Below are 13432 nucleotides of genomic sequence, written 5' to 3'. Positions count from 1 at the left end.
TTTCTTGCTGCAATTTTTTCCTTCGCTTGTTAATTTTGACGGGAAGACAAAGATGTAATTTTTAATCGTCAAAAAAAAATCATTGTACTATTGATTAATTAAAAATATATTTGTATGTCTAATTGATTACTTAAGATGATACACACAACACACACAATAAGAGTGCGTTACGCCGAAACAGACCCTATGAAATACGTCTATTATGGCAACTACGCCACCTATTTTGAAGTAGCCAGAGTAGAACTTTTTCGGGAACTCGGGATGCCTTATAATGAGATAGAACACCGTGGAATCTGGTTACCGGTCTCCCAATTTTCCATTAAGTATTTAAAACCAGCCTTGTATGATCAAAATCTAGAAATCCATACTTTTATAAAAAAAATACCGGGTGTAAGAATTGATTTTGAATATGAAATTTATAATGATTCTAAAGAGAAAATTACGGAAGCAAAAACGACTTTATTTTTCCTGGATTCGGAAAAAAATAAAGTCGTAAAATGTCCCGATTTTTTAATGGGATTAATCAAAAAAAACTGGAAAGAATAATTTACAATACGGTGCCGGATTTTATTTCGTACGGTTCTTTGTCTTTTTCAAAAATCCGGGTCATTTCATTTCCTTCAACGGTAATCCGATTCCCGATTCTTCGAATCCAGTTTCCTTCCCGAAGACCGATGACTTTTGTATCGTTTTGAGTTAAAAATTCTTTGATTCGGGTCTCGCGGGTTTCGCCATTATGTTTCAAATCAGGATTCGGATCCAGATAATGTGGATTAATATTAAAAGGAACCAAGCCCATACATTCAAAACTTGGTGGATAAACAATGGGCATATCGTTGGTCGTTTTCATATTGAGGCCGCCAATATTCGATCCGGCGCTTGTTCCCAAATAAGGTTTTCCGCTTTCTACATTTTCTTTTACCGTTTGCATCAAATTCTTTTCATGCAAAGTTTTTACCAATAAAAAAGTATTCCCGCCGCCGGTAAAAAAACCTTTTGCTTCATTCACCGCCGCAATTTGATTTTCAAATTCATGCAGTCCTTTCACCTGAATATGAAGTTGTGCAAAAAACTCTTTCGCAACCTTGGTATATTCATCATGTGAAATCCCGCCGGGTCTTGCGAAGGGAATAAAAACAATTTCATCTATTCCGGTAAAAAGTTCAGCAATTTCTGACTTAATGTATTCAAGATAATTTCCACCAAAGAGCGTAGAAGTCGATGCCAGCAGGATATTCATATCTATATAATTTTAATTTAAGAAGCGTAAAGATAATCAATTGAAAAACATCATTAAATCGACCTCATCAATAATTATCATATTAATAATATTATTCCTGATTTTTATCAACTTTCTGTTAATTTATTGAAAATGTACTTTTTTAAAATAATTACGAAGTATATTTGCATAGAATTTAACAACAAAAACACTTTATCATGAATTACACGATTGTTGGCCTTTTCCCAAGTCAGGAAAACATCAAAGAAGTTTCTGCAGGAATCGAAAAATCAGGAATCAAAAACCAGGATTATATCATTTACAGAACCGACGAAGACAATGCGCCGGAGGTAAAAAACAATTTCTGGAAAAGACTCTTCGGAACCTCTAAAGCACAGGTAAACCACACCGCAGATCAATTGATCACAAGCGTCTCCGTAAAAAATGAAGAGGAACTGAAAAACGTGACAAAATCTTTTAATGATAATAAAGTCGTAAAAATCTACGAATTCAAAGATATGACGATTGAAGAAGCCAAGGATTTAAACTACATCAGAAAAATTGTAGCACTGCGCGCGAAATCGCACATTTATGCAATGCCAGAAATCACCGTTTCTCCCGCACAAATGAACTGATTCTAAACTGCCCTGAAAAGCAGCACTTTCTTTTGAATTAAAATAATCCGTCCCGTTGAAAAGCAACTTGTTTAAAAGCAGAAATTCCGAAAACACCAACGAAACAATTTGCTGGAAGCGATTTTAGAACATTTGATATTTCTGAAAACCGGAAATTTTTAAATCTGAATAAATCGTAAAAAAAAACATCAATATAGCCGTTCGATTCGAATGGCTTTTTTATTATTGTTGAATGAAAATCGCATTGGAAAAATTAGAATTAATCGGAGCAACAGTGAAATTCATGGGACATTACGATGAATATTTGCTTGAAAACTGATCGTCTGAAAATCTAAAAAAGTTCAATCAATATTTATCTTTCCATTTCTTTTTGAGTTGGTCGGCAATTTTATTTTCGGTGGAATTATTTCCGGGTTTGTAAAATGAAGTTCCCTTTAATTCTTCAGGTAGAAATTCCAGATCAACAAAATTCCCTTCGTAAGAATGGGCGTAACCGTAATCTTTTCCGTAGTCCAAATCTTTCATTAATTTCGTCGGAGCGTTCCTCAAATGCAAGGGAACGGGAAGGTTTCCTGTTCTTTTAACATGAGAAATCGCATCATTTATCGCAACATAAGTTGAATTACTTTTTGGCGAAACTGCTAAATAAACAGCTGTTTGACTCAAAATTATTCTGGCCTCAGGATTTCCGATCACATTAATCGCCTGAAAACAGTTATTCGCCATCACCAAAGCATTCGGATTTGCCAATCCAATATCTTCTGAAGCCAAAATCAACATTCTCCGGGCAATGAACTTGATATCTTCGCCACCCACCAACATTCTCGCTAACCAATACACCGCGCCATTCGGGTCAGAGCCCCGCATCGATTTAATGAAAGCAGAAATAATGTCATAATGTTGCTCCCCATTTTTATCGTAAAGCGCCATGGTTTCCTGTAAAACCGAAAGCACATCATCATTGTCAATTTCTTTCTTTTCAGAATTTTTGAACTGATTGAGCACATTTTCCACGGCATTAATCAACTTTCGGGCATCACCACCGGAATATTGAATGAGCGCTTCTTTATCTTTAATAATGAAATCGGTACTGGAATCCTGATTGTATTTATTTAAAGAAATATCGATGAGTTCTTCTAACTTATCATATTCTAATGCTTTCAGAATATAAACCTGCGATCGGGAAAGCAAAGCCGAAACCACTTCAAAACTTGGATTTTCTGTGGTCGCACCCATCAAAACCACCCAGCCTTTTTCCACCGCGTGAAGCAGAGAATCCTGTTGCGACTTATTAAACCGGTGAATTTCATCAATGAATAAAATCGGTGATTTTCCTGAAAAAAGATTTTGCTTTTTGGCTTCTTCGATGATTTCTCTGATATCTTTCACCCCGCTTGAAACGGCTGAAAGTTTATAAAATTTCCGACCCGAGGTTTCAGAAATAATTTCTGCCAAAGTTGTTTTCCCGGTCCCCGGCGGTCCCCAAAAGATGAGAGAATTCAAAGTGTCATTCTCTAACATTTTGCGAATCGGGCCGTTTTTTCCGGTCAGATGCTCCTGCCCCAAAACCTGATCTAAAGTTTTCGGTCGCAGTTTTTCGGCAAGAGGTGAATTAGAGTTCAAGGTTTTAAAAATTGAGCGGTTTAAAAAATATGTTCGTGGTCAAATTGAAGAGCGGAAAATAAATAACATGAAGTTTAGTAACTTTAACCACAAACTTAAAGCAAATTTAAACTATTTCGTTATTTTTGCAAGGCAATGTTCAACAAAATCATCACATTTCCTTTGGTTGTCCTGATAAAAATTTATCAGTGGTTCATCTCTCCCTTATTGCCAAAAAATTGTCGTTACGAACCCACCTGCTCTCAGTATATGATAGAAGCACTAAAGGTTCACGGCCCCATTAAAGGCTTGTGGTTAGGGTCAAAAAGAATTGCAAGATGCCATCCTTGGGGCGGTGAAGGTTATGATCCTGTTCCACCGAAATGCAAACATTAATTATCATTTTAAATTTTTGAATTCAATAATATGCTGACTTTTTTATACTCGACCTGGGATCCGTCCACAGGGATTCCTTTAGGGCCAGTTACCCTACATTACTATAGTTTAATGTTTATTTTGGCTTTTGGTTTAGGCTATATGCTGATGACCAAAATCTACAAGATCGACAATGTCAACTTAAAATACGTAGAACCTCTTTTTACCTGGACTTTAGTTGGAACCATTTTTGGCGCACGGTTAGGACACGTGATTTTTTACCAGCCCGAACTTTTTCGGGAAGATTTCTGGTCGGTTTTTTTACCGATCCGCACCAAACCTCATCTTGAATTTACTGGATTTTCCGGCTTGGCCAGTCACGGTGCAACGATCGCTTTGATTTTTACCACTTTGTATTACAGTATAAAAATCATTAAGAAAAATCCATTTTGGGTGTATGATAGAATCGGGATTCCAGTGGCTCTGGGCGGTGCTTTCGTTAGAATGGGAAACTTTTTCAACTCCGAAATCATCGGAAAACCAGCACCGGAAAACTCACCTTTCGCTATTTTATTTCCGCAGCAAAGTTCTGAATATGGAGCAATTGTTCCGCGATATCCAACGCAATTGTTTGAAGCAGCCGGCTATTTCTTACTGTTCATCTTATTGTGGGTTTTATACCGATACACCAGAAAAAAATACCATCAAGGTTGGCTTTTTGGACTTTTCTTTATTATCCTTTGGGCCATTCGCTTTTTCGTAGAATTCCTGAAAGAACCACAAGGTGACGAATTTATTCACATCGCCGGATTAAATACAGGACAGGTCCTTTCAATTCCGTTTATGATCGCCGGTGTCGTGATTATGTGGTATTCGAAAAACAATGTGATTACCGAAGAACAGAATGAAAAACCGGAATAATTTTTAATGTATCCGTATTTAGTCGTAAAAATATTTTCATTCGGCGCCGTTGCTAAGTGTAACGCCTTTGCGCCTTAAAAAGTGAGAAAAACAGCCTGTTTGTAAATAAAGTCTTGCGTCTTTGCGTTAAAAAATTATTATGATGATTAAAGGCAGATGTACATCTAATTTTTTTTTAGAATTTCTTTTAAAAATCAATCCTTTCAATTTATTGGAAGGATTTTTTAATTAAGATAATTGAACACCGTTCCGATTTCCGCAATTAAATCTGAAGCCAGCATTGCTTCTTTTGAAAATTTTTCCGCTGCAAAATCACCGGCTTTGCCGTGAAGCCAAACTCCAAAAATCGCTGCATTCTCCGGTGTGTAATTTTGGGCTAAAAGAGAAGTGATAATCCCCAGCAGAGCATCACCGCTGCCGCCTTTTGCCATGCCCGAATTGCCGGTTATATTATAGTAAACTTTGTTTTCTGGAGTAATTATTTGAGTATGATGATCTTTCAGGACAATATAGATTTGCAAATCCTTTGCTTTTTGTCGGGCAAGTTTCAACCGTTCAAATGAGTTTTCTGTCTTTCCGAAAAGACGCTCAAATTCTTTTGGATGTGGAGTGATAACTGAGTTTTTAGGAATCAATTTTATGACATCCGGATTTTTAGATAGTATATTTAAAGCATCTGCATCAATAACCAAGGGCTTTGAAATGTGAATTAAAAATTTTAAAAAAGAAATTTGCGTAGCAGAATCAGTTCCTAAACCCGGACCGATGCCAATAGCGGAATCTTTTTCAATCTCAAAATTAACAACCTGATTTTCGCCGCCATTAATAAACATCGCTTCCGGGCAATTAGTTTGCAGGATTTCGTAACCGCATTTTGGCGCCAGCACGAAGGTTAAGCCACTCCCTGATTTCAGGGCGGCTTTGGTTGCTAAAACAGCTGCTCCTATTTTACCGAAACTTCCTGCTGCGATGGTTGTTTTGCCGTAAGTCCCTTTATGCGAAAATTCGTTTCTAATTTTATAAACTTTGTGAATCAATTTCTCGCCAATGACAAAATCATCCGCTTCTTCCTGAGAAGTAAACTCGTCGCTCAAAAAAATATCCATGAGGTGAACGTTGCCACAGAAAATTCCGGTTTCCGGGTGCAGCATTGATTTCTTCCAGACTTGAAATGTTAAAGTTTCATCTGCTTTAAAAACAACTGCATTTTCACTGATCACTTCATCAGCCATTAAACCTGAAGGAATATCAATTGAAATACCGGGGAAAGGCAGTTTATTTAAAAATTCAATCAAACCGGCGATTTCACCTTCAATATTTCGATTGAGTCCGATCCCGAAAATCGCATCAATGAGGACTGAATTTTCTTTGAAAACAAAACCGCTTACCTTATCGAAATCCAGAATTTCAATTCCTGAAATATCATTGCACCGTTGGAAATTAATCAAAGCATCTTCCGAAAATTTTTCATTCTTTCCGGTAAAAATAGTAACATCAAAACCTTTGCTGTACAATAATCTCGCTATCGCAAAACCATCACCGCCATTATTTCCGAAGCCGCAAAAAACAGCGAATGGACATGTACTTTCAAAATTTGCGAGAAACCATTTGACGCACGATTGCGCCGCTCTTTCCATTAATTGCAGAGAAGAGATCCTTTGATTCTCAATGCTAAACGAATCCCATTTTTTGATTTGTGGGGCTGAAAAAATTTTCATTTAAAGAATTATTTCATTATCTAAAATTACTTAAAATATTCAATACATAATCATTTTGCTCAATATTTTTAGAATTAATAAGATTTTTAGCTAATTAAACACGCATTTTTTAAAATAATTCTTTATTTTTACTTATTAAACAATTAAAACATATAATTATGGGAATGGTTCAGGAATTTAAACAGTTTGCATTTAAAGGAAATGTAGTAGATTTAGCGGTCGCAGTAATTATCGGAGCTGCTTTTGGGAAAATTGTTTCTTCATTGGTTGAAGATGTAATTACGCCCCTGTTATTGAATCCTGCACTGAAAGCGGCAGGTGCAGAAAATATTTCAAAACTGGCATGGAATGGCGTTACTTACGGGAATTTCCTATCGGCAGTCATCAGTTTTTTATGTATTGCACTTGTTTTATTCCTGATCATTAAAGGGGTCAACAAAATGCAAAAACCGGCACCAGCGCCAGCACCAGCCGGCCCTACTCAAGAACAGTTACTTGCAGAAATCAGAGATTTGCTGAAAAATAAATAGTGTTTGCTATTAATAAAAAAGACGTATCGATTGATGCGTCTTTTTTATTTGTATATTTTTTTTAACTTAATAAGTCTGTAAAATGCTGCAAATCTGCTCGGCCAGAGAAAGCCCGATCCGATCCTGCGCTTCTACCGTAGATGCTCCCGTGTGCGGACTCAGAGAGATTTTAGGGTGGCTCAGAATTTCTTTCGAAGGCGTTGGTTCATTCGTGAAAACATCTAATCCTGCGAACGCTATTTTTCCTGAATCTAACGCATCGATAAGAGCGTGTTCATCTACCACTCCACCTCTGCTACAATTCACAATGACCGCGCCGTCTTTCATTTTACCAATTTCTTTCGCACCGATCATGCTGCCGCCTTTTTGAGCCGGAACATGAAGAGTTAAAAAATCCGCGTGTTTCAAAACATCTTCCAAAGGTTCGGTTTCGATATCTACATTGATGAACTGATTATTATAAAACTTAACTTTAATGCTGGCTCTTCCGATATTATTATCAGCTGCGACAACTCGCATTCCAAGTCCTAGAGCAATTCTGGCAACCTCCTGCCCGATCCTTCCCATCCCAACAATCCCGATGGTTTTACCACGAAGTTCAATTCCTTTCTCGTATGATTTTTTTAATTGATTAAATTGGGTATCTCCTATTAAAGGCATTTTTCTGTTAGAATCCTGTAAAAATCTCGCGCCACTGAACAAATGCGCAAAAACCAATTCTGCGACAGACGCTGACGAAGCTGCCGGCGTATTGATCACATGAATATTCTTCGACCGCGCGTAATCAACATCGATATTATCCATACCGACGCCACCACGACCAATGATATCCAGGCTTGGGCACGCATCAATTAATTCTTTTCTAACCGTGGTTGCACTGCGAACCAACAAGGTTCTGATCTGATGCGCATTGATGAAATCTGCTAAAAATTCCTGAGGAACCTTAGAAACAATTACTTCAAAACCTTTTTCTGTCAGGGCATCAATTCCTGACTGATCCAAACCGTCATTTGCTAATATCTTCATCCTATTTATTAATCGTTAAAAACTTCAATCGTTTCTGTTTTTTCTACCATATCGGTAAATTTGCCTTTGTACCTTGTTGCCCTCACAATATGATTGTCAATCCAGTGGTAATTTCCACCGCGGGGTTTTCCGCACAAAACGCTGTGGTATTTGAAGCCGTGTTTATCGAGCCAGTCGATGGTAATCTGTTTTAAATTTTCGGTTCTGGAAGTGAAGAAACATATGATATGCCCTTGATCGTACCATCTGTTAATGGTTTCCAATGCATCGGGATAAGGTGCGGCGGTAACCATTCTTTCCGGTTCTTCATTAGGAATATCATCGGTAACCGTACCATCGATATCGATTAAATAATTCTTCATTTCACCTTTCAACATCGGGCTTAAATGATCTTTGTATTCCAGTTCCATCATCAAAAATTTAAGGGGCAAAATTACAAAATTTCATTGATTTACAGACTATTAAATCTTCTTAATCGTTATGCTCCCCGGCTTTTTCTTTTGGTAATAGTGCTCGACAGCATTAAAAAACTCATGTAAAAATCCATTTTTTCAAAAATATCAGCTAAAATAAACTATTGAGCTTCCCCATTTATGAAGGTTAATTTGGAGTTAAAAATTTTTCCAATAGATTTATTAATGTTAATTTTGTGAAGATGGAAGAACAAGTAGTTTTAATCTCAGAAAATGATGAAGTTCTGGGATTAATGGATAAAATGCAGGCCCACGAAAACGGAATTTTACACCGTGCTTTTTCGGTTTTTTTGTTTAATGATCAGGGCGAAGTGCTTTTGCAAAAAAGAGCCGCTGAAAAATACCACTCTCCCAATCAATGGACGAATGCTGTCTGCTCGCACCCAAGGGTTAATGAAACCTATCTGGAAGCAGCACAACGCAGATTAAAAGAAGAACTGGGAATTGAAGGAATGGAATTGACTCCAAAATTTCATTTCATCTATAAAGCAGATGTGGGCGGAAATCTCTGGGAACACGAACTCGACCATGTTTTTACCGGAACTTATCATGGTGAATTTACTTTGAACGCAGAAGAAGTTTCTGAAGTTCGATTTATCACGATGGAAGCACTCGATCAGGAAATACAGTCGAATCCGGAAAATTTCACCGAATGGTTTAAGATTATTCTGGGAGAATATAAGGATCGGTTGTAGATGGTAAAGGGTGAAAGGTGAATGGTAAATAGTGATGGTGAATTGTCAATAGTGAATGGTGAATTTGAAATACAAATACGCAATAACTCAAATACTCAATTACACAATAACTCAACCACTCCATTACCCGGCTGCCGAAAACTCTTCGAAATAGAAACAGAAATAAATTATAGCCCCGATGGAAGCGGCATCCCACGAATCCACGAAAGTGGTGAGTGGATAAAGCGGACAGCGGGACCGGATTTTCTAAAAAGCGAAAATCATGGTGCTCCTAAGAAAATAAATTAATAAAAATAAAATATGAAAAGAACTCCTTTATTTGATAAACATGTGTCGCTGGGTGCGAAAATGGTCCCTTTTGCTGGTTTTGAAATGCCTGTGCAATATACCGGCATCACGCAGGAACATTTTGCGGTTCGTGAAAAAGTGGGCGTTTTTGATGTCTCACACATGGGTCAGTTTTTTGTAGAAGGTCCTAAAGCAAAGGATCTGTTGCAATATGTAGGCACCAATAATGTAGATACGCTGGAAAACGGGAAAGCGCAATACACGTGTTTACCCAATGGAAACGGCGGAATTGTGGACGATTTGATTGTGTACAAAATGGCTGATGAAAAATATTTCGTGGTCGTAAATGCCTCGAATATCGATAAAGACTGGGCACATATTTCGAAATACAATGAGCAGTTTGGTGCGAAATTAACCAATGCTTCTGATGAAATGTCGTTGTTGGCAATTCAAGGTCCAAAAGCCACGGAAACTTTGCAGAAATTAACCGACGTGAACCTTTCAGAAATAGCTTATTATCACTTTACGGTGGGAACGGTGGCGGGAGTCCCCGACGTGATTATTTCGAATACCGGTTATACGGGCAGCGGCGGTTTTGAAATTTATTTTAACAATGAAGATGCCGTAAAACTGTGGGACGCCATCATCGAAGCAGGTGAAGAATTTGGAATCCTTCCGTGTGGATTGGCTGCCAGAGACACTTTACGTTTGGAAAAAGGATTCTGTTTATACGGAAATGATATCGATGACACGACTTCTCCGCTCGAAGCCGGATTGGGTTGGATTACGAAATTCGATAAAGATTTTGTAGATAAAGAACGTTTTGCAAAGCAAAAAGAAGAAGGGGTTACCAGAAAATTAGTCGGTTTTGAAATGCAGGAAAGAGCTATTCCAAGACACGGTTATCTGGTGGTTGATGCAGAAGGAAATGAGATCGGGAAAGTAACTTCGGGAACGATGAGTCCGATGAAAGGAATCGGAATCGGTTTGGCTTACGTGGCAACCGCTCACAACAAAGTAGGTTCGGATATTTATATTCAGATCAGAAATAAGAATGTTCCGGCAAAAGTGGTGAAAACACCTTTTGTGTAAAGAAAATAGTTTCTAAAAATCGATAAAAGTCTGAAAATAGTTTCAGACTTTTTTATTTGCAGACACTGCAGGTTCCGCCATTCTTTGCACAGTTTTTACATCCTGTACAATTCTTACAGGCGGTACATTTTCCTTTGGGACTGCATGACCGGCCATATTCGCTGGCGACGATGTATCCGCCGAAACCGAAATAGGAAGTGATTAATAAAACAGTAAAAAAATTTCTCATATCTTTTTATTTATTGGTGAAAAACGCTTCTAAATTCTCAATATTCTTCTTTTCATTTCCCACGAAAATTTCCTGATCAGTAAGAAAAACCGGTCGCTTCAAAAAAGAATAATGTTCTAAAATCAATTTTTTAAAATCGTCTTCTTTTAAAGATTTAAGATCGATACCGCGGGCTTTGATCTGAGTTGATCTTCTGCTGAAAAGTGCTTCATACGATTTTGTGAGCTTATGCAGTTCCGCCAGTTCCTCTTCAGTAACCGGTTCACTTTTCAGTTCCCGAAGTTCCCAACCGGAAAGGTCAAACATTTTTAAAATTTTGGTGCAGGTTCCGCAGGTTTTGAGATAAAATATTTTTTGCATATTTCAAATTTAAGAATAAATTCAGGAATGCTAAAATACTTAAAATAGGTTTGTAAATTGATATCCGCTAACTGATTAATTACAAAACTGCGCAATAAATATTTCAAATCTTGATTTCATATTGACTTAAAATTTCACGAGACCGGAATGCCTCTTCCATTTAAAATATTTAATTTTGATATGGAATACAGAATCTCTTTAATTTTAAAAATGAAATCACCGGAACAACCAACTATTTATACCATTGGCCATTCCACCAGAAGTATTGAAGAATTTCTGGAACTGCTGCTTTCATTTAAAATTAAAGTTTTGGCGGATATCCGAAGATTAGCCGGTTCCAGGAAATATCCGCAGTTTAATAAGGATCAATTAAAAAAATCACTGGAAGAAAACGGGATCGAATATGTTTATATTGAAAATTTAGGCGGGCGGAGAAAAGCATCGCCAACTTCTAAAAACACCCGTTGGATTAATAAGTCTTTTCAGGGTTACGCCGATTATATGGAAACCGAATCTTTTGAAAATGGTGCTCATGAATTACAAAAATCAGCTTTACGAAAACCAACGGTAATGATGTGTTCAGAAGCGGTTTGGTGGCGCTGTCACCGTTCGATGGTTTCCGATTATCTGAAAGCGAAAGGTTGGGAAATTCTGCATATTATGTCGGTCGGGAAAGCGACGGAACATCCTTATACTTCTCCGGCAAGAGTTGTGGGCGGGAAGGTTTTTTATTCGGAAAAAGACTGATTTAGAATGCCACGAAAAGCTTTCATTTCACCGCAAAAGATAAAAGAGTAATTCTAAAATTAACAATTCAAAGTTTGGAAAAGGAAAGTTCCTTATTCATGTCTAGATTTCGTTTGAACAGTTGAAAGGTATTTTTTTGAATGTTTTGTGATCAATATTTTTGGTTTAAAGTAAAAAATTTAAAAATGAAAACAAAATTTAAAATCGGTGATAAAGTCAGTTGGAATTCTGAAGCTGGAAGAGTTTCGGGAACGGTTATTAAAGTTCATACAGGAGATTTCAATTATAAAGGTTACACTCATCACGCCACAGAAGATGATCCGCAATATGAAATCAAAAGCAGCAAAACCGATCATATCGCTGCGCACAGAGGTTCTGCTCTGACAAAAGAATAATATTCAATGAGACATTTGTCTGCATCTTTTTACCGCAAAAGCAACAAAAGCTTTTCACTAACAGCGTCATAAAAAGTCTACAAAAGATAAAGAAACTGGGAAAAAAGATAAATGCACAAAAAAGCTGTTCAAAAGAACATAAAAAGTAGATCTTTATTTGATCGTTCTGAAACTTTTGACAAAATTTAAAATATTTTTTTTCCTGTTAAAAAATCGGAAAATTACTTAGTCCTACATAGAAATCCACTCCATGAAAATGAAGTGGATTTCAGTAAAAAAAACAGAAATTTAAAATTTAGAATGTTTTCTCTAAAGCGATTGCTTTTGGAAAAAGAATATTGTTTTCTAAATGAATGTGGGTATGCAGATCTTTTTCAAAATCTTCAAGCATTTTATAAGTGACCTGATATGTTCCGCAGGCATCTGCGGGGAACTGATAATTATTGGTTAAGTCGGCAATTTTTACGAAACGCTCGCCTTCTATGGTGTGCTCATGTTTCATCATCGCTACTGGACTTTCTACGGTTCCAAAATTGGGACTTGCTAAAGCCTCGCCTTTTTGTTTTGCACTCACCATTTTTTTAATGAAAGGGAAAAGAATTAATTCTTCTTTTTTCATGTGTGCTGCCAATTCGTGCGCACTTTCAGTAAATAATTTTGCGATCTCAAACAATTCCGGATGTCTGTCGCCGTGAACTTTGCACAGTTTATTCAAATATTGAATAAGCACCGTGGAGTTTTCTTCTACATAACGGTGATGTGTTTTCTCCACATAATCCGCCAATAAATCCAGTGGCCACGAATTAAAATCGATATCGCCGGATTTTAGATTTGCAACATTTGACAATTCGTCGTAAATATCTTCTGCCCGGTATTTCTTGTTCTCGCATGCTTCTTCTACGGTTCGGTTGCCTTTGCAGCAGAAATCAATTTTGTATTTGCGGAATATCTGTGCTGCTCTGAAATCTTCTGCGACTAATTCACCGATGGTTTTTTCTTTCGTTAACATGATGTCTTATTTAATATTATGATACAAATGTACACAATATTTTAATTCGGACAAAATTACCTTAATTAAAATCACTAAAATTTTAAATCCTCTTTTTGATGAAATTTTAAATAAAGTT

17 protein-coding genes are annotated in these 13432 nt (G+C 37.0%); 9 read left to right on the top strand and 8 right to left on the bottom strand.

Annotated features, from left to right (window positions below; all coding sequences use genetic code 11):
- Positions 1-135 precede the first annotated feature (135 nt).
- Positions 136-546 carry an acyl-CoA thioesterase gene (locus QGN23_RS14855; protein ID WP_282905017.1) on the top strand — a complete coding sequence of 137 codons (411 nt, stop codon included), beginning with the start codon at positions 136-138 and terminating at the stop codon, positions 544-546.
- A 1-nt stretch (position 547) separates the two neighbouring features.
- On the opposite strand, the gene pepE is transcribed toward QGN23_RS14855, so the two are convergent.
- Positions 548-1240 (bottom strand): dipeptidase PepE, encoded by a 693-nt coding sequence (gene pepE, locus QGN23_RS14850; RefSeq protein WP_282905016.1) that lies wholly within the window; start codon positions 1238-1240, stop codon positions 548-550.
- Between the two features lie 197 nt (positions 1241-1437).
- Here pepE and QGN23_RS14845 point away from each other — a divergent pair, with 197 nt between their 5' ends.
- The gene (locus tag QGN23_RS14845) at positions 1438-1854 is read left to right on the top strand and encodes a hypothetical protein (protein ID WP_282905015.1); all 417 of its coding nucleotides are present in this window, start codon (positions 1438-1440) and stop codon (positions 1852-1854) included.
- Positions 1855-2199: 345 nt separating this feature from the next.
- On the opposite strand, the gene QGN23_RS14840 is transcribed toward QGN23_RS14845, so the two are convergent.
- Positions 2200-3477 (bottom strand): replication-associated recombination protein A, encoded by a 1278-nt coding sequence (locus QGN23_RS14840; protein WP_282905014.1) that lies wholly within the window; start codon positions 3475-3477, stop codon positions 2200-2202.
- Between the two features lie 135 nt (positions 3478-3612).
- On the opposite strand from QGN23_RS14840, the gene yidD reads away from it, so the two are divergent.
- Positions 3613-3852: a membrane protein insertion efficiency factor YidD gene (gene yidD, locus QGN23_RS14835; RefSeq protein ID WP_282905013.1), complete on the top strand. Its 240-nt coding sequence runs from the start codon at positions 3613-3615 to the stop codon at positions 3850-3852.
- A gap of 30 nt (positions 3853-3882) precedes the next feature.
- Entirely contained in the window at positions 3883-4752 is an 870-nt protein-coding gene (gene lgt, locus QGN23_RS14830; protein ID WP_282905012.1) for a prolipoprotein diacylglyceryl transferase, read from the top strand.
- 224 nt (positions 4753-4976) lie between these two features.
- Here lgt and QGN23_RS14825 read toward each other — a convergent pair whose 3' ends face one another.
- Complete coding sequence (locus QGN23_RS14825) at positions 4977-6470, bottom strand: NAD(P)H-hydrate dehydratase (protein ID WP_282905011.1); 1494 nt, start codon at positions 6468-6470, stop codon at positions 4977-4979.
- A gap of 158 nt (positions 6471-6628) precedes the next feature.
- Between QGN23_RS14825 and mscL the strand changes: the two genes are divergently transcribed.
- Entirely contained in the window at positions 6629-7000 is a 372-nt protein-coding gene (gene mscL, locus QGN23_RS14820) for a large conductance mechanosensitive channel protein MscL (protein WP_282905010.1), read from the top strand.
- Positions 7001-7066: 66 nt separating this feature from the next.
- Here mscL and QGN23_RS14815 read toward each other — a convergent pair whose 3' ends face one another.
- Both QGN23_RS14815 and QGN23_RS14810 read right to left on the bottom strand, forming a co-directional pair.
- Positions 7067-8026 carry a D-2-hydroxyacid dehydrogenase gene (locus tag QGN23_RS14815; RefSeq protein ID WP_282905009.1) on the bottom strand — a complete coding sequence of 320 codons (960 nt, stop codon included), beginning with the start codon at positions 8024-8026 and terminating at the stop codon, positions 7067-7069.
- An 8-nt stretch (positions 8027-8034) separates the two neighbouring features.
- Complete coding sequence (locus QGN23_RS14810; protein WP_282906415.1) at positions 8035-8436, bottom strand: LNS2 domain-containing protein; 402 nt, start codon at positions 8434-8436, stop codon at positions 8035-8037.
- 245 nt (positions 8437-8681) lie between these two features.
- Between QGN23_RS14810 and idi the strand changes: the two genes are divergently transcribed.
- On the top strand, positions 8682-9194 hold the full coding sequence (idi, locus tag QGN23_RS14805; RefSeq protein ID WP_282905008.1) for an isopentenyl-diphosphate Delta-isomerase: 513 nt from the start codon (positions 8682-8684) through the stop codon (positions 9192-9194).
- Positions 9195-9494: 300 nt separating this feature from the next.
- Positions 9495-10574, top strand: a complete 1080-nt coding sequence (gcvT, locus tag QGN23_RS14800) for a glycine cleavage system aminomethyltransferase GcvT (RefSeq protein WP_282905007.1) — start codon at positions 9495-9497, stop codon at positions 10572-10574.
- Between the two features lie 52 nt (positions 10575-10626).
- On the opposite strand, the gene QGN23_RS14795 is transcribed toward gcvT, so the two are convergent.
- Both QGN23_RS14795 and QGN23_RS14790 read right to left on the bottom strand, forming a co-directional pair.
- On the bottom strand, positions 10627-10803 hold the full coding sequence (locus QGN23_RS14795) for a hypothetical protein (protein WP_282905006.1): 177 nt from the start codon (positions 10801-10803) through the stop codon (positions 10627-10629).
- 6 nt (positions 10804-10809) lie between these two features.
- Positions 10810-11163 carry an arsenate reductase family protein gene (locus QGN23_RS14790; RefSeq protein ID WP_282905005.1) on the bottom strand — a complete coding sequence of 118 codons (354 nt, stop codon included), beginning with the start codon at positions 11161-11163 and terminating at the stop codon, positions 10810-10812.
- Between the two features lie 180 nt (positions 11164-11343).
- Between QGN23_RS14790 and QGN23_RS14785 the strand changes: the two genes are divergently transcribed.
- Together QGN23_RS14785 and QGN23_RS14780 are read left to right on the top strand one after the other, a co-directional pair.
- Positions 11344-11910, top strand: a complete 567-nt coding sequence (locus QGN23_RS14785; RefSeq protein WP_282905004.1) for a DUF488 domain-containing protein — start codon at positions 11344-11346, stop codon at positions 11908-11910.
- 185 nt (positions 11911-12095) lie between these two features.
- Complete coding sequence (locus QGN23_RS14780; RefSeq protein WP_282905003.1) at positions 12096-12305, top strand: hypervirulence associated TUDOR domain-containing protein; 210 nt, start codon at positions 12096-12098, stop codon at positions 12303-12305.
- 295 nt (positions 12306-12600) lie between these two features.
- Here QGN23_RS14780 and ric read toward each other — a convergent pair whose 3' ends face one another.
- Positions 12601-13314 (bottom strand): iron-sulfur cluster repair di-iron protein, encoded by a 714-nt coding sequence (ric, locus tag QGN23_RS14775; protein WP_282905002.1) that lies wholly within the window; start codon positions 13312-13314, stop codon positions 12601-12603.
- Positions 13315-13432: the final 118 nt, after the last annotated feature.

The organism is Chryseobacterium gotjawalense (assembly GCF_030012525.1).
Taxonomy (GTDB): Bacteria; Bacteroidota; Bacteroidia; order Flavobacteriales; family Weeksellaceae; genus Kaistella; species Kaistella gotjawalense.
This window is presented reverse-complemented; position numbering and strand designations above follow the sequence as displayed.

Excerpts from the sequence above, each read along its gene's own strand:
- mscL (WP_282905010.1), top strand. The coding sequence starts at position 6,629 with ATGGGAATGGTTCAGGAATTTAAACAGTTTGCATTTAAAGGAAATGTA.
- yidD (WP_282905013.1), top strand. The coding sequence starts at position 3,613 with ATGTTCAACAAAATCATCACATTTCCTTTGGTTGTCCTGATAAAAATT.
- QGN23_RS14785 (WP_282905004.1), top strand. The coding sequence starts at position 11,344 with ATGGAATACAGAATCTCTTTAATTTTAAAAATGAAATCACCGGAACAA.
- QGN23_RS14855 (WP_282905017.1), top strand. The coding sequence starts at position 136 with ATGATACACACAACACACACAATAAGAGTGCGTTACGCCGAAACAGAC.
- ric (WP_282905002.1), bottom strand. The coding sequence starts at position 13,314 with ATGTTAACGAAAGAAAAAACCATCGGTGAATTAGTCGCAGAAGATTTC.
- QGN23_RS14790 (WP_282905005.1), bottom strand. The coding sequence starts at position 11,163 with ATGCAAAAAATATTTTATCTCAAAACCTGCGGAACCTGCACCAAAATT.
- idi (WP_282905008.1), top strand. The coding sequence starts at position 8,682 with ATGGAAGAACAAGTAGTTTTAATCTCAGAAAATGATGAAGTTCTGGGA.
- QGN23_RS14825 (WP_282905011.1), bottom strand. The coding sequence starts at position 6,470 with ATGAAAATTTTTTCAGCCCCACAAATCAAAAAATGGGATTCGTTTAGC.
- pepE (WP_282905016.1), bottom strand. The coding sequence starts at position 1,240 with ATGAATATCCTGCTGGCATCGACTTCTACGCTCTTTGGTGGAAATTAT.
- QGN23_RS14845 (WP_282905015.1), top strand. The coding sequence starts at position 1,438 with ATGAATTACACGATTGTTGGCCTTTTCCCAAGTCAGGAAAACATCAAA.
- lgt (WP_282905012.1), top strand. The coding sequence starts at position 3,883 with ATGCTGACTTTTTTATACTCGACCTGGGATCCGTCCACAGGGATTCCT.
- QGN23_RS14810 (WP_282906415.1), bottom strand. The coding sequence starts at position 8,436 with ATGGAACTGGAATACAAAGATCATTTAAGCCCGATGTTGAAAGGTGAA.
- QGN23_RS14815 (WP_282905009.1), bottom strand. The coding sequence starts at position 8,026 with ATGAAGATATTAGCAAATGACGGTTTGGATCAGTCAGGAATTGATGCC.
- QGN23_RS14795 (WP_282905006.1), bottom strand. The coding sequence starts at position 10,803 with ATGAGAAATTTTTTTACTGTTTTATTAATCACTTCCTATTTCGGTTTC.
- gcvT (WP_282905007.1), top strand. The coding sequence starts at position 9,495 with ATGAAAAGAACTCCTTTATTTGATAAACATGTGTCGCTGGGTGCGAAA.
- QGN23_RS14780 (WP_282905003.1), top strand. The coding sequence starts at position 12,096 with ATGAAAACAAAATTTAAAATCGGTGATAAAGTCAGTTGGAATTCTGAA.